General features: G+C 55.7%; 20 protein-coding genes, 2 pseudogenes and 1 riboswitch. Of the genes and pseudogenes, 19 read left to right on the forward strand and 3 right to left on the reverse strand.

Annotated features, from left to right (window positions below; genetic code table 11):
- Positions 1–6 precede the first annotated feature (6 nt).
- Entirely contained in the window at positions 7–948 is a 942-nt protein-coding gene (locus MKX51_RS07505; RefSeq protein ID WP_340991884.1) for a 5'-3' exonuclease, read from the forward strand.
- 60 nt (positions 949–1,008) lie between these two features.
- On the opposite strand, the gene MKX51_RS07510 is transcribed toward MKX51_RS07505, so the two are convergent.
- Both MKX51_RS07510 and MKX51_RS07515 read right to left on the reverse strand, forming a co-directional pair.
- Entirely contained in the window at positions 1,009–1,986 is a 978-nt protein-coding gene (locus MKX51_RS07510; protein ID WP_340991886.1) for a hypothetical protein, read from the reverse strand.
- Positions 1,983–2,396 carry a peptide deformylase gene (locus MKX51_RS07515; protein ID WP_340991887.1) on the reverse strand — a complete coding sequence of 138 codons (414 nt, stop codon included), beginning with the start codon at positions 2,394–2,396 and terminating at the stop codon, positions 1,983–1,985. Before MKX51_RS07515 ends, MKX51_RS07510 begins: the two co-directional genes overlap by 4 nt.
- Before the next feature lie 189 nt (positions 2,397–2,585).
- Between MKX51_RS07515 and MKX51_RS07520 the strand changes: the two genes are divergently transcribed.
- The 4 genes from MKX51_RS07520 to MKX51_RS07535 all read left to right on the forward strand — a co-directional run bounded on the left by MKX51_RS07520 (position 2,586) and on the right by MKX51_RS07535 (position 6,424).
- The gene (locus MKX51_RS07520; protein WP_340991889.1) at positions 2,586–4,079 is read left to right on the forward strand and encodes an alpha-N-arabinofuranosidase; all 1,494 of its coding nucleotides are present in this window, start codon (positions 2,586–2,588) and stop codon (positions 4,077–4,079) included.
- 12 nt (positions 4,080–4,091) lie between these two features.
- A complete protein-coding gene (locus MKX51_RS07525) occupies positions 4,092–4,367 on the forward strand; it encodes a DUF6171 family protein (RefSeq protein WP_340991890.1) in 276 nt (91 codons plus the stop codon).
- A gap of 147 nt (positions 4,368–4,514) precedes the next feature.
- Complete coding sequence (locus MKX51_RS07530; RefSeq protein ID WP_340991891.1) at positions 4,515–4,847, forward strand: hypothetical protein; 333 nt, start codon at positions 4,515–4,517, stop codon at positions 4,845–4,847.
- A 254-nt stretch (positions 4,848–5,101) separates the two neighbouring features.
- Positions 5,102–6,424 carry an IS4 family transposase gene (locus tag MKX51_RS07535; protein WP_340991681.1) on the forward strand — a complete coding sequence of 441 codons (1,323 nt, stop codon included), beginning with the start codon at positions 5,102–5,104 and terminating at the stop codon, positions 6,422–6,424.
- 411 nt (positions 6,425–6,835) lie between these two features.
- On the opposite strand, the gene MKX51_RS07540 is transcribed toward MKX51_RS07535, so the two are convergent.
- The gene (locus MKX51_RS07540; protein ID WP_340991893.1) at positions 6,836–7,768 is read right to left on the reverse strand and encodes an ArsR/SmtB family transcription factor; all 933 of its coding nucleotides are present in this window, start codon (positions 7,766–7,768) and stop codon (positions 6,836–6,838) included.
- A gap of 139 nt (positions 7,769–7,907) precedes the next feature.
- Positions 7,908–8,101: riboswitch (cobalamin riboswitch) on the forward strand.
- A 385-nt stretch (positions 8,102–8,486) separates the two neighbouring features.
- Here MKX51_RS07540 and MKX51_RS07545 point away from each other — a divergent pair.
- The 14 genes and pseudogenes from MKX51_RS07545 to MKX51_RS07605 all read left to right on the forward strand — a co-directional run bounded on the left by MKX51_RS07545 (position 8,487) and on the right by MKX51_RS07605 (position 23,479).
- Entirely contained in the window at positions 8,487–9,251 is a 765-nt protein-coding gene (locus tag MKX51_RS07545) for an energy-coupling factor ABC transporter permease (RefSeq protein ID WP_340991895.1), read from the forward strand.
- Positions 9,251–9,544 (forward strand): energy-coupling factor ABC transporter substrate-binding protein, encoded by a 294-nt coding sequence (locus tag MKX51_RS07550; RefSeq protein WP_036722466.1) that lies wholly within the window; start codon positions 9,251–9,253, stop codon positions 9,542–9,544. Before MKX51_RS07545 ends, MKX51_RS07550 begins: the two co-directional genes overlap by 1 nt.
- Complete coding sequence (cbiQ, locus tag MKX51_RS07555) at positions 9,541–10,329, forward strand: cobalt ECF transporter T component CbiQ (protein ID WP_340991897.1); 789 nt, start codon at positions 9,541–9,543, stop codon at positions 10,327–10,329. The genes MKX51_RS07550 and cbiQ overlap by 4 nt, the downstream gene beginning before the upstream one ends.
- 64 nt (positions 10,330–10,393) lie before the next feature.
- A complete protein-coding gene (locus tag MKX51_RS07560) occupies positions 10,394–11,248 on the forward strand; it encodes an energy-coupling factor ABC transporter ATP-binding protein (RefSeq protein ID WP_445322062.1) in 855 nt (284 codons plus the stop codon).
- Positions 11,249–11,262: 14 nt separating this feature from the next.
- Positions 11,263–12,891, forward strand: a pseudogene (gene cobJ / locus MKX51_RS33160) (precorrin-3B C(17)-methyltransferase); the annotation flags it as partial.
- Between the two features lie 81 nt (positions 12,892–12,972).
- A pseudogene (locus MKX51_RS33165) lies at positions 12,973–14,142 on the forward strand (sirohydrochlorin chelatase); the annotation flags it as partial.
- Positions 14,139–14,933: a precorrin-6A reductase gene (gene cobK, locus MKX51_RS07570; RefSeq protein ID WP_340991901.1), complete on the forward strand. Its 795-nt coding sequence runs from the start codon at positions 14,139–14,141 to the stop codon at positions 14,931–14,933. The pseudogene MKX51_RS33165 and the gene cobK, both read left to right, overlap by 4 nt.
- 2 nt (positions 14,934–14,935) lie before the next feature.
- Positions 14,936–15,601: a precorrin-8X methylmutase gene (locus tag MKX51_RS07575; protein WP_340991903.1), complete on the forward strand. Its 666-nt coding sequence runs from the start codon at positions 14,936–14,938 to the stop codon at positions 15,599–15,601.
- Between the two features lie 319 nt (positions 15,602–15,920).
- On the forward strand, positions 15,921–17,327 hold the full coding sequence (locus MKX51_RS07580) for a transposase (protein ID WP_340991904.1): 1,407 nt from the start codon (positions 15,921–15,923) through the stop codon (positions 17,325–17,327).
- Between the two features lie 960 nt (positions 17,328–18,287).
- Positions 18,288–19,421: a cobalt-precorrin-5B (C(1))-methyltransferase gene (locus MKX51_RS07585; RefSeq protein WP_340995551.1), complete on the forward strand. Its 1,134-nt coding sequence runs from the start codon at positions 18,288–18,290 to the stop codon at positions 19,419–19,421.
- Positions 19,414–20,640, forward strand: coding sequence for a precorrin-6y C5,15-methyltransferase (decarboxylating) subunit CbiE (gene cbiE, locus MKX51_RS07590; RefSeq protein WP_340991905.1), 1,227 nt, complete (start codon positions 19,414–19,416; stop codon positions 20,638–20,640). The genes MKX51_RS07585 and cbiE overlap by 8 nt, the downstream gene beginning before the upstream one ends.
- 31 nt (positions 20,641–20,671) lie before the next feature.
- On the forward strand, positions 20,672–21,547 hold the full coding sequence (gene cobI, locus MKX51_RS07595; RefSeq protein WP_340991907.1) for a precorrin-2 C(20)-methyltransferase: 876 nt from the start codon (positions 20,672–20,674) through the stop codon (positions 21,545–21,547).
- Positions 21,544–22,347 carry a precorrin-4 C(11)-methyltransferase gene (cobM, locus tag MKX51_RS07600; RefSeq protein ID WP_340991909.1) on the forward strand — a complete coding sequence of 268 codons (804 nt, stop codon included), beginning with the start codon at positions 21,544–21,546 and terminating at the stop codon, positions 22,345–22,347. The genes cobI and cobM overlap by 4 nt, the downstream gene beginning before the upstream one ends.
- Positions 22,340–23,479 carry a cobalt-precorrin 5A hydrolase gene (locus MKX51_RS07605; protein WP_340991911.1) on the forward strand — a complete coding sequence of 380 codons (1,140 nt, stop codon included), beginning with the start codon at positions 22,340–22,342 and terminating at the stop codon, positions 23,477–23,479. The genes cobM and MKX51_RS07605 overlap by 8 nt, the downstream gene beginning before the upstream one ends.
- The last annotated feature ends 26 nt before the right edge of the window (positions 23,480–23,505 follow it).

The following is a 23,505-nucleotide window of genomic DNA, read 5'->3' on the forward strand; positions in this document are numbered from 1 at the left end:
TTACACATGAGCACAGCAACAGAAATGAAGGGCCGGGTCATGATCGTCGATGGAATGGCTCTGCTGTTCCGCGCTTTTTATGCTACCTCTTATGGTGGATATATCCGCAAGACCCGCGCCGGGCTGCCGACGAATGCGGTGTATGGATTTTTGCAGTATTTTTTCGACGCGGTGAGTACGTTTGAGCCTTCACATGTGGTCTGCTGCTGGGATATGGGCAAGGGAACGTTCCGCTCCGAGAAGTACGAAGGCTACAAATCGAACCGCATGGACGCGCCGCTGGAGCTGATCCCGCAGTTCGATCTTGTGAAGGAGGTTGTGGCGGAGCTGGGCGTGCCGAATATCGGGCTGGCCGGGTACGAGGCAGATGATTGCATCGGTACACTGGCTTCATGCTACAGCGGGGAGTCGGAGGTCTATATTCTTACCGGGGACCACGACATGCTCCAGCTGGTCAATGACAGCGTCAAGGTCGTGATTATGAAAAAAGGCCGCTCCAACTATAAAGTGTATGATCCGGCAGAGCTTCTGGCAGAACGGGGCCTCACTCCTGCGCAGGTGATCGACCTGAAGGGCTTCATGGGCGACACCAGCGATAATTATCCCGGCGTGAAGGGCATCGGCGAGAAGACGGCCACCAAGCTGCTGACGGAATACGGTACTGTGGAAGGGGTAATCGAGAACCTGCATCTGCTGCCTAAGGGCGTGCGGGCTAAGATTGAAGCGGACCTCGACATGTTGCATCTCTCACGGGAGCTGGCGGAAATCCGCTGTGATGTGCCGGTGGTCTGCGAGCTGGCCGAATGTCTCTGGGAACTGCAGCGGGATAACGCCGCACGCAAGTTCAATGAGCTGGAGTTCGGCAGCCTGATGCATCTGATCGGCGGGATCGCTGAGGAACGGGATGACCGGGGAATCGTGCAGATTGAGCTGGGAGATCTGGGCTGAGGCCGGAATAGACAGCTAACCAAACAAGACAGCAAAACAAACAAGACAGTAGATACTCACCTATCGTGAGCGTGTACTGTCTTGTTTGCGTGTGAAGAGATAGACCGCATTATCCTTGGAGGGCGGTACAAGCAGGCGGGATAATTCCTCATTCAGCTCCATGCTGAAATGCTTAGCTTGATCATACGCGTCGAAGTCACCGGTGATCGCCGGATCTCTTGTGCCGATTACAATATACAACTCTACAGATTCCGTATTAAAAACATGCTTCTCGTACGGGTTGCCGGGCACCGGCCAGGAACAAAGTACAACCTTAGGAGCGTATTTGCTCAGAGCGGCTTTGGCATCGGCTTTTTCCACAAAATCCGGGTAGGTGATATAATGCGCCCAGCTATAATCATCGGTTGCCCGGCAGGCTGTGCCGTTCTCGTTAAGGAATCTCGTCAAGGTACCGTCACCGGCACCGATCTCCAGGCACGCCTTATCTCCGATCAGAGCGGACAAGCGCTTGATTAACGAACGGGAGTAGAAGCAGTAGATCCCTTGTTTATTGACAAGCGGCATCAGCACTTTGGGGCGGATAATCAGCTTCCAGCATACCCGGAACAGAGGGAGCGATACGGGCTTGCGCACAAGCTTTTCCTTGAACAGGAGCTTCTGCAGAATATAACCGTCCCAGAAATTGAACCGCACAGGCCCGGAGGCTGATTCGGCGGACACCGCTAATTGCAGCTGTTCGATCAGATAAATGGCGAAGCGGGCTTTAATAATATTAGGAAGAAAAGCGTTAATGGTAGTTTGATTAAAGCCGCTTTTGACAATTTTGCTTTTCGCTATTTTGGCGCTGCTTGTATAGCTGGCGAGCAAATTTTGGATCAGGTTGGCACGCTTGTGGCTCGATAGGGCATTGATCTCAAGCAGCACCTCTTCTTTGTACTCCGGATATTCTGAAAAAAGCGTGCGCGTATCGGTCTCATTCCTCAGAATCTGCTCGGCGGCCGTCTTGCTGAAGGTTAGCGCTCTCAGGTCCCGGCTCAAATGACAATACCCTCGCAGTGATCCACCTCATGCTGGATAACCTGCGCTGTAAATCCGGTAAAGCTATCCCGGTGCTTTTTAAAATTATAATCGAGGTATTCTACCTCAATGTAGTCGTACCGTTTCGTTGGGCGTACGCCTTCAAGCGACAGGCAGCCTTCCTCAGTGTCATAAGGACGGGCGCGCTTGACGATCACCGGATTGATCATCGAAATGGTCAGCTGCTGCTCTACACGGACGGCAATGATGCGTTTGTTGACACCAATCATGTCCGCAGCCATGCCGACGCACCGGTCGGAGTTGGCGTTCAGAGTCTCCACAAGATCCATTAACACGGGCAGATCCTTTTCCGTGGCCGGAGCAGATTTCTGGCTAAGAAGCGATATATCTTTATTGATAGGTCTAATCATCATACTCTCCAATTATGCTGTATTTGTGTGTCCATAATATCATTTTTGGCGGGGAAGTGAAATGCGGGAATACGAGAGATATGCGGTTAAGATAAAGATTGACGAACCGGAGGAAGCTTGATTATAATGTTAATATAAGTATTAAATGATTAACAAATATATTAACCTAAAGAGGAGCGTTAACTTCCCATGGCAGAACGCATTGTACTGAACACCGACATCCGCAAAGGTAAGATTGACCGCAACATCTACGGACATTTCGCTGAGCATCTTGGACGCTGTATCTATGAAGGCATCTGGGTGGGCGAAGATTCCCCTATTCCGAACACTAAGGGTATCCGCAACGACGTAGTGGAAGCGCTTAAGGAAATGAAGATTCCGGTACTGCGCTGGCCGGGCGGCTGCTTCGCCGATGAATACCACTGGAAGGACGGTATCGGCCCGAGCGAAGAGCGCAAACGGATGATCAACACACACTGGGGCGGCGCGGTAGAGAACAACCATTTCGGTACACATGAATTCATGCTCCTCTGCGAGATGCTGGGCTGCGAGCCGTACATCAACGGTAACGTAGGTAGCGGAACTGTTCAGGAGATGTCCGAGTGGGTTGAGTATTTGACCTTCAACGGAGTCTCGCCAATGGCTGAGCTGCGTCAGAAGAACGGCCAGGAAGATGCCTGGAGTGTCAAGTATTTCGGCGTGGGCAACGAGAACTGGGGCTGCGGCGGTAACATGCGTCCTGAATTTTATGCTGACCTGTACCGCCAATATCAGACGTATGTACGTAACTATGGAGACAACAAGATCCACCGGATCGCCTGCGGGGCGAATGCGGATGACTATAACTGGACGGAAGTACTGATGCGTGAAGCTACCCGCTTCATGGATTCGATTACCCTGCACTACTACACCCTGCCTACTTCGGATTGGAATCATAAAGGCGCGGCTACAGGCTTCGGAACAGACGAATACTTCACAACGTTGAAGAAGGCACTGTTCATGGATGAGCTGGTTACCCGTCATATCGCTATCATGGACAAATACGATCCTGAGAAAAGAGTGGGCCTGATCGTTGACGAGTGGGGCACCTGGTATGATGTTGAGCCGGGTACAAACCCAGGCTTCCTGTACCAGCAGAACACGATTCGCGATGCGCTGGTGGCCGGCTTGACGTTGAATATTTTCCACAAGCATAGTGACCGTGTACGGATGGCGAACATTGCCCAGACCGTGAACGTGCTGCAGGCAGTTATCCTGACTGAAGGCGAGAAAATGCTCCTGACTCCTACTTACCATGTATTCAACATGTACAAAGTGCATCAGGATGCAGAACTGCTGGAGCTCACTGTGGACAGTCCGGTATACAGCTATGATGGCGTAGAGATTCCTGAAGTATCGGCTTCGGCTTCGGTCAATGCTGAGGGCATCATTCATGTCAGCCTGTGTAACCTGAATCACGCGTCATCGGCAGTGTTGCCGCTTGCCCTGCGCGGTTTGGCTGGTCAAGCATCCGTAAGCGGAACGACGCTGGCCGGAGCTTCCATCGATGCCCACAATAGCTTTGAGCAGCCGGAAGCTGTAACACCACAGGCATTCAGCGCCTTCAAGCTTGAAGGGGATACGCTGACTGTAGAGCTGCCGCCAATGTCGGTAACGGTACTGGCTATCACTCCACAAGCCTAAGGAGAGAACCGCATGACAACCACTTCAGCCTGCAAAGGATGCCGGGAGGAGTACAAGGTCACGGAAGCACAGATTGCCCGTATTCTGGCCTCCTCCATGTTCAATCCCGGCAATTCGGCTTCCGATGAGGTCTATGCCGAGCGGCTTGCGCTTTGCGGGGCTTGCCCCAAGCTGCAGGATGGTGTGACCTGTACCGCCTGCGGCTGTATCATCCCTGTCGTGGCCCGGCTGAAGGCCCGCAGCTGTCCGCTGCCGGGCGGCGGAAAGTGGCAGCCGGTGGCGGAATGACGGCCCACGCCTAACGGCAAGGGGCCAGGCGAAATAGATAGGCTAAAAGCCGTTCTTGCCATAAGAGACGGACCGATCACCGATAGCCCCTCCAACCTGCACAATGCGGCGGTTGGAGGGGGCTTTTTTGCGTTGTGGAGGAGAGGGGTGGGAAGAGAAAAGAGAGGGATAAATCCCTCTAATGCGGCGGAAAGTGGGCTGGATGAGGAAAAGAGAGGGATAAATCCCTCTAATGCGGCGGAAAGTGGGTTGGAGGAGGAAAAGAGAGGGATAAATCCCTCTAATGCAGCGGGAAGCGGGCTGGATGAGGAAAAGAGATGTATAAATCCCTCAAATGCGGCGGAAAGTGGGTTGGGTGAGGAAAAGAGAGGGATAAATCCCTCTGGTGCGGCGGAAAGTGGGCTTGAAGAAGAAATGAGATGTATAAATCCCTCAAATGCGGCGGAAAGTGGGCAGCTGAGCGGAAATGAGGAGCATTAGTGCACCTGAGTCGGCGGAAAGTGAGCTATGAGCGGAAATGAGGAGCATTAATGCACCTGAGTCGGCGGAAAGTGGGCAGCTGAGCGGAAATGAGGAGCATTAGTGCCAATGTCATTAAGTTAAGATATAGAGCCAAAAACAAGAAAAAGGCAGGTTATCGAAAAGATAGCCTGCTCTTTTTTTGCACAAAAAATCTTGACAATCCGTAGAAAACGTGTGGCGAAGCCCCTTGAAAAAACGAGGAGGTTACGCCAATGAATGCTTATGCAAATTCGCTGAAAGACAGACTGACATCTCTCATCCGTGAGATGGCGGCTGCCCCCGCGCCTTACGTCAGAAACCCGGGAAAGGATTTTACCCGAACGAAAAAACTACCCTTTGAAATGGTTATGCAAACCCTGATCTTTATGGGCGGCAACAGCCTCTATAAGGAACTGTTGGAATCGCAGGGCTATGACGTTAACACCGCAACTTCTTCTGCTTTTGTTCAGCAAAGAAATAAAATTTTGCCGTCTGCGGTCGAATCTTTGTTTCACACCTTTACCGCGTCCCATACGGAATTCAAGGATTATCGAGGCTATCGATTATTGGCCATTGACGGTTCCGATCTGCATATTGCAACAGATCCTGCGGACCCGTTGACCTATTCTCAAAGTCAGCCCCACTCGAAAGGCTTTAACCTTCTGCACTTGAACGCTGCTTATGACCTCTGTAACCGGCTTTACGTAGACGCCATCCTTCAACCTCGAAAGCTACGCAACGAAGGAAGGGCGCTGTCCACGATGGTGGATCGGTCCCCTATTCAGGGGAACGTCATTGTGTTGGCGGATCGAGGATTGGAAAGCTACAATACGTTCGCGCATCTGGAACGGAAAGGATGGAAGTACGTCATACGGGTCAAGGATTTGCATTCGAATGGCATTCTTTCGGGCTTGCACTTGACCTTTGAAGGGGCGTTTGATCAGGAGATTCACCTGACGCTGACTAAAAAACGAACGAAAGCGTTCAGGGATCACCCCGAAATCTATAAAATTCTTCCGGCCACCTCTAGCTTTGATTTTCTGGACATGCAAAAGAACCTGTTTTACCCGATTTCCTTTCGGGTGGTTCGTTTCCTCCTGCCCAGTGGCGATTATGAAACCGTCATTACCAATCTACCGGCTGCTGAATTCTCACCGGATGAACTCCGGGAACTGTATCACCTGCGATGGGGGATTGAGACCTCTTTCCGGGCCTTAAAATACACCATCGGTCTGACCCATTTTCACGCAAAGAAGCAAGAGTCCATTACCCAAGAGATATTCGCAAGAATGATCCTCTACAATTTCGCTGAAATGATTACCTCGCACGTAGTCATTTCCCAAAAGGATAAACGGCACCTCTACCAAGTCAACTTCACGGTGGCCGTTCACGTCTGTAGACATTTCCTGCGCTCCAAGGGCGATGGACCCCCGCCTGATGTGGAAGCTTTGATTCGCAAAAATATGTTGCCGATTCGTCTCACCCGTCCTGGGCAAAGGAATACACGCAGAATACGTAGCAAATCCGCCATTAGCTTCGTCTACAGAGTAGCATAATTCGGTTCGCATGAACATTTTTTTAAGTGGATCTTCCATCCGCTTTGTTTGCTATGCGCTTTTTTCCTTCCTTACACCAAAAACAAACGGCATAGGACGTTTCCCCATACCGTTTTGGATTCTCTTTATTAATTCCAAACTTATCTTTGAACTTATCTTAATGACATTGGCATTTGTGCACCTGAGTCGGCGGAAAGTGGGCGATGAGCAGAAATGAGGAGCATTAGCTCCAAAAGTAGCTGAATCGAAAACTAACCTAATTAGTCTAACTAATCTATCTCCACTACCTACCTACCTACCTACCTACCTACCTACCTACCTACCTACCTACCTACCTACCTACCTACCTACCTACCTACCTACCTACCTACCTACCTACCTACCTACCTTCTACACACCCTAATCTGGCTTTCATATAGAACCCGGCAAATCTGCCACGCCATCTGTATAAAACAACTCAAACACAAGATCCTCGTTGTAATTGCCGAAGCCTTTGCCGAACAGGGTGAGGCCGCCGATGTGCTCGGCATCCTCCTCGACAGAGAGCCGGAAGGTCCATTGTTTGTTGCGGATGCCTACCTGATCCAGGGTGACCTCCGACAGCTTTTGCCCATCCATGAAGGTGCCTGACTGCGTAATCCGCAGCTGCTTGAGCAGGCCGTATTGATTGGTGAGTGCAGGCCACCAGGCCGGGGTGTATTTTCCCGGATTATCTCCGTAGTCACCGGGGCTGGTCCAGAAGCCGAGCGATTGTCCGTTCAGCGTGAAGGTAATATCCGACGGCCAGTTGTTGTTGACCGACGGGGCTTCGGAGGCGATCTCCATCGTGATGGCAAGCTCCTCCGGCTGCTGGCTCGACAGCAGGAAATTCGGGATTTTATACTCGACGAACCCCTTGCCGAACCAGAGAATCCCGGCGTTCACCCGCTCCTGGTCCCAGAAATAACGGGGATCGTCAAAGTGTCCGATGACCCTCTCCGTCGTAGACAGTCCACAGGTAGGCTCAATCTGGAAGTCGGAATAATGCCCCACCGGAATGTCCTTGCGGTACCCCCTGCGCGGAGTCCGGGCTTGTCCCGGAAAAACAATCTCAGCCCCGTCGGCGGCCAGTGTACAGATCTTCTGCAGACCGCTTTTGCCGGGAGCCATATGGCTGCGGATCAGCCCGGCGGCTTCGAGCTTGCGCACATGCATGGTCATAATCGCACTGCTGAGCTTGAGGGCTGCGGCCAGCTCCTTCACGTTCATGGGCTTCTCGGACAGCAGCCGCAGCATATGCAGGCGCACGGTACTGGACAGGGCCTCGTACACGGGCAGGGATTGTTCGGTTAGATCAAGTTTCATCGGATGCCTCCACGTTCAGGTTATATAGTTAATAATTATATTACTCAAATAAAATTTCTACAAGCCATGATTGGCTTCAGGACAGCTTTTCCAATTTATATCACAGACACGCTAAGCCCGGTCCGCTATGATGTGAGATGAATTAGCGATGAAACAAGGTGCTCTTGCCGGAAGCGGCAAGGGATAACAGGGAATCGGGTGCAACTCCCGAGCGGTCCCGCCACTGTATGGAAGAGCTGCACTTCATGAGGTCACTCGGGAAGCCCCGGGGAAGACGAAGTCTGCGGCGCCTGTATTCCAAGCCAGGAGACCTACCTTGTCGATGCACACCACGACTCTACGCGGATAGGAGCGGTGTACGGATAGGTTAATGAGAAGAGGCGTTCTGCCCTGATGGACCGGAGGAATCTTGGAATCTTAGAGATGACCCCCGGCTTACAGCTGCGGGATACAAGGACACGGCCCATAGTGATGGGACGATGAGAAGCACCTTGTTTCGCTTGGCTGCGTGCAGCGCGCTCTATCGAACTTGCCTGCGTACATACACTCCCACCCTTTAGGGTGGGTTTTTTGGAATATAAGGATTTTTATGCTTCACGCTATAAATCATCCTTATATTCCTCGCTGAAACGTACCGTCCTATAAAAGGACGGCAAAGATGTTTCCACTTGGGCTTTAAGATCTGTAATGGGAAAACAACAAACATGGAGGGTGACAAATGAAAAAGCACAGATGGTGGAGCTTTGCGGCACTGGTTGCCGGATTTACGGTGTACTTTATGCTGAATGAACCGGGGACGGCCCGGGCAATGCACATTATGGAAGGATTCCTGCCGGTAGGCTGGGCGGTGTTCTGGTGGACGGCGTTTATCCCGTTTTTTGTGCTCGGAATCTTCAAGCTGAAATCCATGACAAGGGAGAATCCGGAACTGAAGCTGCTGCTGGGCCTGGCCGGGGCGTTTACCTTCGTACTGTCTGCGCTCAAAATGCCTTCCGTGACCGGAAGCAGCTCCCACCCCACGGGTACCGGACTTGGTGCGGTTATGCTGGGGCCGCTGCCTATGAGCGTAATCGGCTCGATTGTCCTGCTGTTTCAAGCGCTGCTGCTGGCGCACGGAGGGATTACTACGCTCGGGGCCAATGCGTTCTCGATGGCGGTGGCGGGTCCTTTTGCCGGCTATGCAGTGTATAAGCTGATGATGAAGCGGCCGGACCGTGAGAAGCTGGCGTTGTTCTGTGCGGCTGCGGTAGCGGATCTGAGTACGTATGTAGTGACTTCCTTTCAGCTGGCGGTGGCTTTTCCGGCGGCGGATGGCGGCGTGCTGGCTTCTTTTCTCAAATTCGGGGGCATCTTTGCCGTGACGCAAATCCCGCTGGCCATCAGTGAAGGGCTGTTGACGGTACTGCTCTGGAACTGGCTGAAATCGTATAGTCCGAATGAATTGTCGCTTCTGAAACGCAAGGTGAACGGAGGAAGAGCCTAATGAGCAATAAATGGAAAAATGGGTTGATGCTGCTGGTTGTTATTCTGCTGGTTATTCTGCCGCTGCTGCTGGTCAATGGGGAATTCGGCGGGGCCGATGATGCGGCTGAAGGTGTGATTACCGAGATGAATCCTGACTATAAGCCGTGGTTCAAGCCGCTGACCGAGCTGCCGGGTGAGACGGAGAGTATGCTGTTTGCATTGCAGGCAGCGATTGGTGCCGGTGTGATCGGTTATACCTTGGGGCTGCTCAAGGGCAAGCAGGGCGGGACGAAGCAGCATAGCAGCAAGTGATTCGGCGGATTGACGTTCTCTCCTACAATAATGCTCTGCGCCAGTTATCCCCGATGTGGAAAAGCTCGTTCGCAGCCCTGATGTTCCTGCTCTCTTACACTGTACATCCGGTACTACAGGCTGCAATCACCCTATGGATGATGTCCTGGTGTGTATTGCAGGCCCGTATTCCCTTGCGTGCTTATGGCATGCTGTTCGGCACAGCGCTGCTGTTCTATGCGCTTAGCGTACCGGCGCTGCTCGTGGAATTCGGGCATCCGGCTGCGGGAGAGGCAGGGATATTCCCGCTTCCGGGACTGAATCTGCCCGTATATGTCACAGCGGCGGGACTTCAGCGGGCAGGGGAGCTGCTGGCCAGAATCTCTGCCTGTATGAGTTGTTTCTTTTTCCTGATGTTCACTACTCCGTTCAGTGAGCTTTTGCAGGTGCTGCGCAGGCTGCGGATGCCGCAGATTGTTCTGGAGCTGATGCTGATTATGTACCGCTTCTTATTCCTGCTGAGTGATGCAGCGCATGGGCTGCTGCTGGCCCGCAGGCTGCGCGGAGGCCGTAGAGGCTATAAGGCGAAGCTGCGTGAGACTGCGGCTATGGCAGGAGCGCTGTTCGGCAACACGATGCACCGGTATAACGGACTATCGCAGGGGCTGCTGGCCCGCGGATTCACCGATGAGATTATTCTGCCGCCTTATACGGCGCGTCCTGTGCCGCGGCGCTATGCTGTCCAGGCGTATTCCGGGATAGCAGTGCTGGTGCTGGCGCAGCTCTGGCTGTGGACGCGGGGGTGAAATCATGCGCAAAGTACAACAACTTCCGATCGTCCAAATCACATTAGAGGAGCAAGTGATAGATATGGAATATAGTCTGGCTTGTGACGGAGTGGTGTTCCATTACCCGGATACGAAGGAGCCTGCACTGCATGAACTGACGTTCTCCATCCCCTCAGGCAGCAAGACGGCGGTGCTCGGTCATAACGGTTCGGGCAAATCGACGCTGTTCCTGCATGCCGTCGGCATTCTGCGCCCGCAGCAGGGGACGGTTATGCAAGGAGGGAAGGCGTTATCCTACTCCAAAAAAGAGCTGGCCGCTCTGCGGCGGAAAGTGGGCCTGGTCTTCCAGGACCCCGAGCAGCAGCTGATCCTCAGCACTCCGCTGGAGGATGTGTCTTTCGGGCTGCGCGGCAGCGGCATGGCTGAACCGGCTATCGCTGCGCGCTGCCGGGAGGTCATGGAGCTGCTGAATCTGACTGATCTGGGCGATAAACCGATTCACCAGCTTAGTCTGGGCCAGAAGAAACGCACGGCACTCGCCGGTGTACTGGCTATGGAGCCGGAGCTGATTCTGCTGGATGAGCCGACCTCGTATCTGGACCCGTTATCGGAGCAGCAGATGCTGAAGGGGCTTGAAGCCATACATGATAAAGGGACAACCGTAGTTATGGCTACGCATGATATGGACCTGGCCTACCGCTGGGCGGACTGGATTATTGTGCTGGAGCATGGAAGATGCCGGGCGGCGGGGACGCCGGAGGAGATTTTTGCGGGACGGGAGGAGCTATTGTCCATCGGGCTGGGATTGCCGCTGCTGGCTGATCTATGGTTCAGCCTGCCAGCCAGCCTGACCGCAGGGCAGAGCGCTCCCCGCACCGCCGGAGAATTCCAGGTGCAGCTGCGTAAGCTGCTTGCGCTTGACCACAGCTATTCATGAACGGGGGAAGAAGAATGAAGAAACAAGGAAAGCTGCTCATTATCGGCTTCGGCCCCGGAGCGCTGGAGCATATTACCGGCCGCGCACTGGCTGCGCTGGATGAGAGTGAGGCGGTCATCGGCTATACCACTTATGTAGATCTGATCAGGCCGCTGCTGCGGCACCAGGAGATCGTCGGCACGGGGATGACCGAGGAGGTCAGCCGGGCCCAGGAGGCCGTCCGCAGAGCTGAAGAAGGACAGAGCATTGCGGTAATCTCCAGCGGCGATGCCGGTGTCTACGGAATGGCCGGGCTGGTCTACGAGGTGCTGATCGAACGCGGCTGGAGCCGCTCAGAGGGGGTACAAGTGGAGGTGATCCCGGGAATATCGGCGATCCAGTCCTGTTCCTCACTGCTGGGGGCCCCGATTATGCACGATTCCTGCACGATCAGCCTGAGCGATCATCTAACACCTTGGGAGAGCATCGCTGCGCGTGTGGATGCGGCGGGGGCGGCAGATTTCGTCATTGCGTTCTACAATCCGCGCAGCGGCAGACGGACGCGGCAGATCGAAGAAGCGCGGGGCATTCTGTTGCGTTACCGTGACCCGGCTACACCGGTAGGCATTGTCAAAAGCGCCTATCGTGACCGTCAGCAGACGATCGTAACAACGCTGCAGGATATGCTGGAGCATGAGATCGGCATGCTCTCCACCGTGGTAGTAGGCAACTCTGCTACCGTTGTCTATGAGGACCTTATGATTACGCCGCGCGGATATGAGCGCAAGTACAATCTCGGATCACAGGCGCAGACGCTGAAGCCGCACGAGCGGCTGCGCACGGCAGCAGAGCCTTGGTCGCTGGCTGCGGCGGAGTCCGGGCAGGCAGAGGGCGCAGCTGGAGCAAGAGCGGCACAAGCTGTGGCTGCGGGGAGAGAAGCTGCTATCGCAGGAAGAGAAGCGGAATCAGGGCGGGCGGAAGAAGCGGCTGTGCAGAGTCTGGCTGCTGCTCCGCAGGTGGAGCGGCTACGTAGCTTGTCCGATCGCCTGACGGCATCGACCGAGACTTCCTTCGAGTTGGAGATTGCTCCGGCAGCCGGCAGCCGCAGCTTCAGCGGTGAGCAGATGAAGCTGCTGGCTGAGCTTGCAGGCAGCGATGGGCAATTGGTCTATACGAAGGACGGGTATTTCCTGCTGCGCGGCAGCCGGAGTGAAGAGGCAGAGGCAGGAGCAGGAGCAAGGCTGCTGGAGGCCGGACTGAATGTAAGTACGCCTGGAGATTACGTGAAGGTGAAGACCTGCGGATTCTGTGAGCTGCGCAGAAGCGGAGCGTTAAGTACGGCTGTCCGCCTGCATGAGCTGTTGCACGGGCTTGCCGTGCCGAGAGAGCTGCACATCAGCGTAGCGGGCTGCGGAATGGCTTGCAGCTCGGCCGTGCTGGATGACATCGGGCTGGTATGCTCGCGCGGCAGCTATGAGCTGTATCTCGGCGGCAAGAAGTCCGGGCGGGGCGCACATGCAGGGATTTTGGTGTGTGAAGGGATGGACGAGGAGCAAGCGGTAGCCGCGGTAGCTGCGGCAGTTGAGGATTACAGGGCCCATGGCCGGGAGCAGGAGCGTTATCATGCGTTCCGGGAACGGATGGACAGCACCAAAGGTGGTGCAGCCCTTACATCCGACAACAATAACAGCATAGAAGGAGTGCAGACGATGAGAACGGTATTACTGGTGGGACACGGGAGCCGGGTTCAAGCGGGCAATGAGGAGCTGTTGGAATTCACCCGCCTGCTCGCGGCCCGGAAGCCGGAGCTGAAGGTCGAGACCTGCTTCATAGAGCTGGCCTCGCCTTCCATCGCTGGCGGAATTGCCAGATGTATCGAGGGCGGTGCGGCGGAGATATACGTTGTGCCGATTATTTTGTTCGCGGCGGGGCATTCCAAGCTCGATATTCCACTGGCCATTGATGAAGCTAAGCGGAGATATCCCGGGGTGAAGTTCATCTATGGACGTCCGCTGGGGGTGCAGGACCGTGCCATCGATATTCTGCTGGAGCGGATTCAGGCAGCAGAACGACTTCCACTCCTGCAGGTGAAGGCGGCTGGCGGAATGGACCTGGACCTGCGCGGGAACGGTGCATCCACCATAGAGGATAAGGACACCATCGTGCTGCTGATGGGACGCGGGGGCAGTGACCCGGATGCCAACAGCGATCTGTATAAAATAAGCCGGCTGCTCTGGGAGAGAACAGGCTACCGCAGCGTGGAAAGCTGCTTCATTGCCATCGCCAAGCCTTCGCTGCCGGACGGGCTTGAACGCTGCCTTGCACTGGGGGCACGCAGAATTATCGTTCTCCCGTACCTGCTGTTCACCGGAGTGCTGATGCAGCAGTTCACTGAGAGAGTTGCACAATTTGCAGCCGCACATCCAGAGCTTGAAGTGGAGATCGGCGGCACACTGGGCGCACATCCGCTGCTGGTGGATATGCTGACAGAGCGGATCGAGGAGACGCTGGAAGGCCGTGCCTTCAGCAACTGCGATAACTGCAAATACCGCGATGCAGCCTCTGTGCATCATCACCATCATCATGGTGAGGAGGGGCACGGGGAGCATGGGCATGGACATCACGGGCATGGGGAACATGGACATTGCAGCCACGGGGAACATGGGCAACACAGCCACGGGGAGCGTGGACATCACAGCCACTGCCAGCATGGACATCACAGCCATGGGGAGCGTGGACATCACAGCCATGGGGAGCATGGACATCACAGCCACTGCCAGCACGGGCATCACAGTCAAGGTGAACATGAGCACCGAAAGCATGAACATCACAGCCATGTCCATCATGGGCAGCATGGGCGGCATGATGTAACGGAGGCGGCGGCAGACGATCAGGAGCTTCGCCAGCCGCGATGATCTTCATGTTATGCGGCACCAGCGACGCCCGGGAGTTGGCACAGAGTCTGCTGCGCCAAGGCCTGCCGCTGCAGGCTAGCGTGGTGACGCCCAGCGGGGCTGAACGCCTTATGGCTGCTGGCATCCGCACCCGCACCGGCAGACTGGACCGCGCGGCGATGATCGCTTTGCTGCAAGCGGGCGGGTACCGTGCCGTGGTGGACGGCAGCCATCCTTTTGCGCTGGAGGCTCATGTCAATGCGATGGAAGCTGCTGCTGCGCTGGGATTGCCGTACTTCCGCTACGAGCGGCAGAGTCTCATCTATAACAGCCATCCCCGGCTGTTGCTTGTGCATTCTTATGAAGAGGCTGCGCGCAAGGCCAAGGAGCTGAAGGGCTCTGTGATGCTGACCACCGGCGGCAAGACGCTGGAGATTTTTGCGGAGGAGCTGCTGGGAGATCCAGATATTAGGCTGACCGTAAGGCTGCTGCCTTGTCTGGAGAATCTGGAGAAGTGCCTGGCTCTTGGGATAGAGCAGCGGAATATCATTGCGCTTCAGGGCCCTTTTAGCAGAGAGATGAATGAGGCCTTGTACCGGCAGTACGGCACCCGGGTGATGATTACCAAAGAGAGCGGGGCCGAGGGCTCGGTGGATGAGAAGCTGCATGCTGCGCTGGATATGGGATTATATGTGATTTTGATTATGCGGCCGGGGCTGTCCTTCGGGGATGGCGGAACGGTGTTTGATTCTTTTGACGAGATTACGGCTGCTGTGAAGCATGCGCTGCTAATGACCAGGGAAGAGGGATGAATGTGGATTTCGGGACAGAGTTCAAGCCGGTGACTGTACAGCCGCAGGAGATAGAGGGTCTAAGCTTTCAGATGATTACGGAGGAGCTGGGTGAACATTCGTTTAGTGCACTCGAGTACCCGATTGTACAGCGGATTATTCATGCTTCGGCTGATTTTGAGCTGGGACGCAGCCTGGTGTTCCATCCCGGGGCGATTGAGGCGGGGATTCACGCGATTCTGCAGGGCAAGCCGATTATAGCGGATGTGCGGATGGTAGAGGCGGGCATTGCCAAGGAGCGGATTCAGCGGTACGGCGGCGAGGTCCGGGTACATATTTCAGATCCTGATGTGGTGGATGAGGCGAAGGCGCTGGGAACCACAAGGGCGATTATCGCAACGCGCAAGGCTTGCGCCCAGGCACCGGGGGGCATCTATGTCATCGGCAACGCGCCGACTGCCCTGCTGGAGCTGATCCGTCTGGTAAAAGAGGGCACAGCGCAGCCGGGCCTTGTCATCGGCATGCCGGTAGGCTTCGTCTCGGCGGCGGAATCCAAGGATGAGCTGCGCAAGCTGGATATTCCCTACATCACCAATATCGGCCGCAAAGGCGGCAGTACAATCGTGGTCGCCGCAGTCAACGCGCTAAGTCTGCTGGCAGTCCGCCGGGCTGCGGGCGAGCCGGGGTAGCGGATTAGAGAAGCAGATGCTTGGAGCTTAGGGCTGTGAGTTGTCATATCCCGATTAAGTTGTAAGCGGTAAGTTTAATCGCTCTCTGTACAACTAAATGCTCTGATGTACGAGTGAATAGCCATTTAGCTGTAAAACGGAGACAATTTCATAATTCAAAACCCTTGCTATACCTGGTTTTTTTGAGCATAGAAAAAGGAGTACCTCCCCAAATTCTCGAAGTTATAGGCGACGAAACCAACACCCGAGAAGAAAAGAGGTAATCCCCATCTATTCTATTCGACAAGAAGAACTGTTTTCCTTCGAGGAATTGCTCCAAATGAGTCCAGAAGATAAATACAGCCAAATCTTTGAACACTTACATTTAGCTCCAGTTCTGTTCGCACTGGGGAAAAAGAACCATCGCGGACGGCCTGAAAAATTAAATGTACCTGCCATGATCTACTCGCTGCTGATTGCAAAAATGGAGAACATCGAGTTTGTCTCTGCCTTGGTTCGGCGACTGAATCATAGCAACGAATTTCGAGTCCAGTGCCGGTTCACCGGCTCGGATAACATTCCAAGTCAGGCCTCCTATTCCCGTTTGATTCATGCGCTGGAGCAAACGGGAATGCTGGAACAACTTCAGGATCGCCTAGTCACGTCTGCCCTAGAAGAAGGCTTTGTGAGCGGAACCCATCTGGCTGTGGATTCCTCCATGGTCGAGGCTTGGGATTGCCAATTTAGCGAATCGGCCTCCAAGCGTCGTGCGGCTCGCCGGGGGCAAAAGAAAGGCGAAGCTTCGGTGGCCGAGCAAATTCAGCTCGAACATCCCGAGCCTGAGCCTAAGGTGGCGAACGAGCCGCTGAAGAAACCCAGATATAGCAAGCCCGGCCGTCCATCCCTGGCGGAAAAGGAACGTCGGCGCGAGGAAATGGAAGCCTATGAACAAAGTCTCGGACCGTTCCAGAAAACCATTGAAGCGATGTTGCCGTACCCGTACGATGAACTACTGACCGCGTTGCCCCGGCATGCTGCGCGTTGTGACAAGAAAAATACGAAGGGCCGAATGACCAGCTATTACGGGTTCAAGGCGAATCTGCTGGTCGACACGGACAGCCAGTATATCCTCAGCGGCCTCTTTAGTTCGGCAAATCCGAATGACCAGCGTATGGCGGTCGTCCTTCTCAAAGGCCTGCTCCTGAAGTTTCCGATGCTAAAGGTCAAGCATATCTTGGGCGACAAGGGGTACGATTGCGCGGCGATCTACCAGTTGATTCATTCGCTCGGCGCCTATCCTGCGATTTCCCTGATTCACCACAAAGACTCGCCTGCGGGAATGAATCTGGATTACACGCCGGTGTGCGCTCAAGGGCATGCGTACCGTTACGACAGTTTTGATGCCAAATATGAGACCCTGAAGTACACCCGGCCTAGTGAATGCAAAGGCTGTGCGCTTTCCGGTACCGAATGCCAAAAAGTGTTTAAAATTCGAATCCAAACGGATTTGCGTTTACACACCTATCCCGCCAGAGGGAGCGAAAGTTTTACAACACTGTACAAGAAGCGTACGGCCGTGGAGCGTGTATTTGCCTATCTCAAAGAGTATTTCGGGATGAAGCGCACACGCCACCGCGGTGTCCGGGCAAGTGTCGATTTCCAGCTCAGTACGCTCGCGTACAATTTGAGTAAGTTTGCGTTAGACAAATTGAACCAGCAGTTGAGGAATTCCCAGCAAATCGCCTGATTTTTTAAAAATGTGACCTTAGATTTTGGCCTAATCTTGCTATTTAACAAATTGAATTATGAAATTGACTCAAACGTGCAATTAAACTTTTCTATAATCGGTGTTCTCCTTGATTTGGGCAGATATAGTTGTACAGATTACAGTTAGATGAGGAAATCCTCCCTTTTTGCGGGTTTTAAATGTACAGAATACAGCTATCTCAAATTATTTACTTCTTTAGTTCTAACAGTCTGGCAGTTGAAGTTTGTGGCTGGAGCATTCTCACCGATGACCGGGTTAATGTGCTTAAGGTGCGGGGTTGCGGTAGCGTGTAGGCTCACTAATTGTATTCTCTGCAACAGAATTCGTATTTTTATAGTTGAAATCCGGTTCTGTTGCAGTTCGTACACTTGATTTTTGAAAAAGGGCTCCACAACAGCTCCCTCACCAAATTCTAATGTACAAAATGCAGCAGATTCACTTTTTTGGCGGATATGGGGTTTAACTAATGTACAAAGTGCAATGGAGCTAGAAAGACTAGAAAAATTTGTATAAAAATCTCCTGATTTGCTTAGAAGCAGCAGTATAATCAGGTTATATAGAGAGTAAGACAGGTTACCTGCCAAGGACGAACGCTCAGAGGATAAGCTTCAGCTATGTGCAGATTGTGCAGATTGTGAGGATTCATTCTTAGACCATCAGCAAAAGCAAAGAGGGATTGCCATGACCAAGGAAATACCCGGTCACGCCATCAGGCAGAACCGGAGCCAAGAAAGCGGGGAGGCAGGGGCGGGGAAAGCCAAACAGCCTGCCAGACCCGCATTCGAGCGGTTACCGGAGCAGTCGGCGCAAGCGACCGGACCCGCATTCGAGCAGTTACCGGAGCAGTCGGCACAAGCGGATGGTACTGCATTCGAGCAGTTACCGGAGCAGTCGTCACAAGCGGATAGTACTGCATTCGAGCGGTTACCGGAGCAGTCGGTGCAAGCAGCCGTTCCTGCAAGGCCCGATCCCTCCGGAGAGGTAATCCCTGCTCCCCCGCTGCGCAGGGGCTACACGACAGGGGCTTGTGCCGCAGCGGCAGCCGCAGGTGCGGCCACCCTGCTCATTACAGGGGAGAGCCTGCCCGTGGTAGAGATTGATCTGCCGGCCGGCTTCCGTCATACCTTTGAGCTGACCGGCTGGCAGCGTACAGGATCACACACGGCAAGCTGTGCCACCGTCAAGGACGCCGGAGACGACCCGGATGCGACACATCTGGCGCGGATCGAGGCGGTGGTGAGCTGGCGGGATCAGCCGGGCGTGGAGATTGACGGGGGCCGCGGTGTCGGCCGGGTGACGAAGCCTGGACTGCCGGTAGGTGTGGGAGAGGCGGCAATTAACCCGGTGCCCCGGCGGATGATTCAAGAGGCGGTAACCGCCGTACTGGAGGAGCACGGTGCAGCACGGGGCCTTAGGGTAGTCATCAGCGTGCCGGAGGGCGAGAGCATCGCTCTTAAGACGCTGAATCCCCGGCTGGGTATTCTGGGCGGCATTTCGATCCTGGGCACGCGGGGCGTGGTGACGCCGTTCTCCACCGAGGCCTATAAGGCCAGCGTGGTTCAGGCCATCTCGGTGGCGGCTGCGGCGGGGAACCGGCAGATCGTGCTTACCACAGGCGGCAGCAGCGAGAAATACGCTATCGCGATGTTCGCGGAGCTTCCGGAGGAAGCTTTTGTGCAGATGGGGGAATATGTAGGCTTCTCGCTGGAGCATGCGAAGGCTTACGGGATTGGGAAGGTTACCTTCGTCGGGATGGCCGGTAAATTCTCCAAGGTAGCTCAGGGGGCCATGCTGATTCACTCCAAGAACGCGCCCGTAGATTTCGGATTTCTGGCCTCCGTTGCGGCTGGTGCGGGAGCAACCCCGGAGCAGGTGCAGGAGATTGCTGCCGCCAACACAGCCTCACAGGTCGTGGACATGATGACTGAGGCGGGGAATCACGTTTTTTTCGAGCAGCTGTGCAGGCATGCCTGTGAACAGAGTCTGGCGCATATGAACGGAGGCATGATTGTGGAGATGGTGCTCATTACAATGAAGGGCCGGGTGCTGGGAAGGGCGGAGATTCATGGATAACCTGATTTATGTGATCGGGATCGGTGAGGATGGCGCCGGCGGCCTGACACCGGATAGCTTAAGCATAGTGAACAACAGCGAGGTGCTGCTGGGCGGCGAGCGGCAATTGAATTTTTTCAGCAGGTACAGAGGGGAGAAAATCGTCCTGCAAGGCGGCCTGAAGCCTTTTACAGATAAGCTGGAGAAGGTGTGGCGTGAGCGGCGGACGGTGGTGCTGGCCTCGGGGGACCCGTTCTTTTTTGGGATTGCCGGGTATCTCGTCCGTAGGTTCGGGCCGGAGCATGTGGAGGTGATCCCCCATTATAGCAGTGTGCAGCTTGCGTTTGCACGGCTTGGGGACAGCTGGCAGGATGCGGAGCTGATCAGTCTGCACGGGCGCCCCATCCAGGGACTGGCCCAGCGTATCGACGGCAAGCATAAAATCGCCCTGCTGACAGACGAGAACAACACCCCTGCGGTCATCGCCGCTTATCTGCAGGAGTTTGGGATGATGGAATATGAGGCGTTTATCTGTGAACGGCTTGGCGGGGCGGAGGAAGTCTGCCGGTTCTGGACGCTGGAGGAGATGGTGACCAGGGAGTTCGCAGCGCTTAATGTCGTGATCCTGCGCCGTAAGCAGGAGGTCACTGCTCCTGTGCGGCGCGGCTTCGCCTATCCGGATGAGGAGTTCCGGCAGCGCAAGCCGGAGAAAGGCCTGATTACGAAGCGCGAGGTCCGCGCTCTGGTGCTGTCGGAGCTGAACCTGTCCGAGGATGCAGTCGTGTGGGACATCGGCTCCGGTTCGGGTGCGGTGGCTGCGGAATGCGCGCGGATCGCCAGACTCGGGAAGGTCTACGCGCTGGAGAAAAGTGCCGAGAACCTGCCGAACATGGCTGCGAACCGTCTGAAGTTCCGGGCGGATTTCCAGATCATTCAGGAGAAGGCGCCGCAGGGCCTGGCCGCTCTGCCTGACCCGGATGCCGTCTTCATCGGCGGCAGCGGGGGGGAGCTGGCGAACATTATTGCGCACAGCGCCGCCAGACTGCGCCCGGAGGGCCGGATTGTGGTTGGGGCGATCACGGTGGAGACGCTGCATGGCAGCATGGAGGCGCTTAAGGCCGCAGGACTGGCCTGCGAGGTGACGATGCTACAGGCGTCACGCGGCAAGCCGATTCTCGGCATGACCCGGTTCGACGGAATGAATCCCGTCTACGTGGTCAGCGGCCGGAGGCTTCATTAATCATCAGACAATAACGAAGGAGGAACCCGCAATGAAGACCAATGTAACTTCGCCGCGTGAGCAGGCTGCGGACGGACAGGAAATATCGTCAGGAGAAGCGGCCGGAACGCTGTGGACAGAAGCAGCGATGCAGGCGGCCAGTGCGTTATTTGACCCGCTGGATGCAGAAGAGCCGGAGCTGGAGGAACGGCTGACTCCCCGGGCGATCGGAACGTTATACGGCGTAGGCGTTGGCCCCGGCGACCCGGAGCTGATTACGCTTAAGGCTTGCCGTCTGCTGCGGGAATGTCCGGTGATTGCCTACCCGGCTACCAAGAAGGGCGGCAAATCCTATGCCTATGAAATCATCGAGCTGCACGTAGACCCGCAGGACAAAATCATGCTCGGACTGGTCTTTCCCATGACGAAGGACCCGGAGCTGCTGGCCAGCGGCTGGACCCGTACGGTAGAGCTGTGCTGGGGAGAGCTGAGACAGGGCCGGGATGTGGCTTTTGTGACGGAAGGCGATCCTAATCTCTACAGCACCTTCATTCATCTGGCCCGGCTGATGCAGGAGCTGCATCCCGGTGTGCCGGTCATCTCGGTTCCGGGAATATCCTCGGTGCTGGGCGCGGCGGCTGCGCTGGAGCAGCCCCTGGCGGACGGCAATCAGCGGGTGGGGATCATCCCGGCTACGGACGACAGGGAGGCGCTTAGAGAAGCGCTGCTGCATCATGATACGGTGGTGTTCCTTAAGGTGGCCAAGGTGCTGGATGTGGTGCTGGATGTGGTGGAGGAGCTGGGCTTGTCCGGCCGCGCCTCGGTGGTGACCAAGGTCACCTCCCCCTATGAGACTGTCTGGCGCGATGCACGGGACCTGCGGGGCAAGGAAGTGGAGTACCTGAGTCTGATGGTGGTGAGCAAATGACGAATAAGCTGTTGGAGCCAAAAGTATATATTGTCGGTGCCGGACCCGGCGATCCCGAGCTAATTACGGTAAAAGGCAGCCGCATCCTGCGCTCCGCTGATCTGGTGCTCTATGCGGATTCGCTGGTCAGCGAGGAGCTGATCCGCAGCGCTAAGCCCGGTGCGCAGGTGCTTCAGAGCTCGGGCATGGATCTGGAGCAGCAGGTGGAGCTGATGACGCTTGCCGTGCAGTCCGGTCAAAGCGTAGCCCGCGTCCACACCGGAGACCCCGCCATGTACGGCGCGATTCTGGAGCAGATGTCGCTGCTGAAGCTACGCGGCGTCCGCTATGAGATTGTGCCGGGCGTAAGCTCGGTTTTTGCCTCGGCGGCGGCGGTTGGCGCAGAGCTGACCGTGCCGGAGCTGACGCAGACGGTCATTCTGACCCGTGCGGAAGGGCGCACACCCGTGCCGGAGCGCGAGCAGCTGCGCAAGCTGGCGGAGCATCACTGCACGGTGGCGCTGTTTCTGAGTGCATCACTGGCCGGTCATGTGAGCAGTGAATTCCTGGCCGCAGGCTGGAGCCCGGAGACCCCGGTGGCGGTCGTGAAGCGGGCCACTTGGCCGGATCAGCAGATTCTGCGGACCACGGTTGAGAAGCTGGAGGCGGACCTGCAAGGTGCTGGCATCACCATGCATGCCATGATCCTGGCCGGCTGGGCGCTGGACCCCGGGCTGACGGACCGCGATCAGCACCGCTCCAAGCTGTATGACAAGACCTTCACCCACGGCTGCCGGGAAGGAATCGGCTCCGGTGAGTAAGCGGTATGCGGCTGTTGCCATTACGCGCAGCGGGATAGAGCTGGCTGTGAAGCTTGGCGGGCGGCTTGGCGGGACTGAGGTCTTTGTCTATGCCAAGTATAGCGGCGGGCTGGAGGCGCGGAGCGGGGAGATCACTGTTTTTGACGGACCGGTCAGAGGGTTGCTGCCCAGGCTCTTCGGGAGCTATGAGGCGGTCATTCTATTCTTCTCGCTGGGGGCGGCAGTCCGGCTGACGGCTCCGCTGCTGGGGGATAAAAGAACCGATCCTGCTGTCATCGTCATCGATGAGCGCGGGGAGCATGTCATCAGCATGCTCTCCGGCCATCTCGGCGGAGCGAATAAGCTGACACTGGAGATTGCGGAGCTGCTGGGCAGCCATCCGGTGATCACCACGGCTTCGGATGTGCAGGGCACCTTCGCTGTTGACCTGCTGGGCCGGGAGTACGGCTGGCACGCGGACAGCTTCACCCCCATGAAGGGGGTTAGTGCTGCGCTCGTTAACGGGGAGCCGGTGGCCTGGGTGCAGGAGAGCGGGGAACGTGACTGGCTGCCGCCGGGTGCTGAGGTGCCGGAGCATGTCTCTATGTTCGCAAGCAGAGCTGAGCTTCGGCATAGTGGACGCCGCTTCAGCGCAGCGATTGTGGTAAGCGACCGGCTGGCGGAGGAACCGGAGGAGGACGCACCGGCAGGTACTACTCTGGCCGAGCACACTGTAGTGTATCGCCCGCGCAGTCTGGTGCTTGGACTCGGCTGTAACCGCGGGACGTCTGCGGAAGAGCTGGAAGCCGTGGTCCTGAACACGCTGAATGAGCTTCATCTGTCGCTCCATAGTGTGCGGAATGTGGCGACGGCCGGAATCAAGGGGGATGAAGCGGGGCTCTTGGCCTTGTGCGCCAAATACAGCTGGGAGCTGGTTCTGTACACCCCGGAGCAGCTCAATACAGTAGAACTGGACCATCCGTCTGAGGTGGTATTCAGGGCAACGGGGGCTTACGGTGTCTGTGAACCTGCTGCGCTGCTGTCTTCAGGTGCGCATTCGCTTCTGCAGCCTAAGCTCAAGAGCGGTAATGTCACCATTGCTGTAGCCCGGATTGTCTATCCCGGAGAGAAGGAGGGGAAGAGCAGTGAATGAGCCGGGGAATGCAGCCGGATATGAAA

Origin of the sequence: Paenibacillus sp. FSL M7-0420 (assembly GCF_038002345.1) — a bacterium.
Taxonomy (GTDB): domain Bacteria; phylum Bacillota; class Bacilli; order Paenibacillales; family Paenibacillaceae; genus Paenibacillus_AQ.

Coding starts and splice junctions, on each gene's coding strand:
- MKX51_RS07505 (WP_340991884.1), top strand. CDS start 7: ATGAGCACAGCAACAGAAATGAAGGGCCGGGTCATGATCGTCGATGGA.
- MKX51_RS07515 (WP_340991887.1), bottom strand. CDS start 2,396: ATGATTAGACCTATCAATAAAGATATATCGCTTCTTAGCCAGAAATCT.
- MKX51_RS07520 (WP_340991889.1), top strand. CDS start 2,586: ATGGCAGAACGCATTGTACTGAACACCGACATCCGCAAAGGTAAGATT.
- MKX51_RS07525 (WP_340991890.1), top strand. CDS start 4,092: ATGACAACCACTTCAGCCTGCAAAGGATGCCGGGAGGAGTACAAGGTC.
- MKX51_RS07535 (WP_340991681.1), top strand. CDS start 5,102: ATGAATGCTTATGCAAATTCGCTGAAAGACAGACTGACATCTCTCATC.
- MKX51_RS07540 (WP_340991893.1), bottom strand. CDS start 7,768: ATGAAACTTGATCTAACCGAACAATCCCTGCCCGTGTACGAGGCCCTG.
- MKX51_RS07545 (WP_340991895.1), top strand. CDS start 8,487: ATGAAAAAGCACAGATGGTGGAGCTTTGCGGCACTGGTTGCCGGATTT.
- MKX51_RS07550 (WP_036722466.1), top strand. CDS start 9,251: ATGAGCAATAAATGGAAAAATGGGTTGATGCTGCTGGTTGTTATTCTG.
- MKX51_RS07560 (WP_445322062.1), top strand. CDS start 10,394: ATGGAATATAGTCTGGCTTGTGACGGAGTGGTGTTCCATTACCCGGAT.
- cobK (WP_340991901.1), top strand. CDS start 14,139: ATGATCTTCATGTTATGCGGCACCAGCGACGCCCGGGAGTTGGCACAG.
- MKX51_RS07580 (WP_340991904.1), top strand. CDS start 15,921: ATGAGTCCAGAAGATAAATACAGCCAAATCTTTGAACACTTACATTTA.
- cbiE (WP_340991905.1), top strand. CDS start 19,414: ATGGATAACCTGATTTATGTGATCGGGATCGGTGAGGATGGCGCCGGC.
- cobI (WP_340991907.1), top strand. CDS start 20,672: ATGAAGACCAATGTAACTTCGCCGCGTGAGCAGGCTGCGGACGGACAG.
- cobM (WP_340991909.1), top strand. CDS start 21,544: ATGACGAATAAGCTGTTGGAGCCAAAAGTATATATTGTCGGTGCCGGA.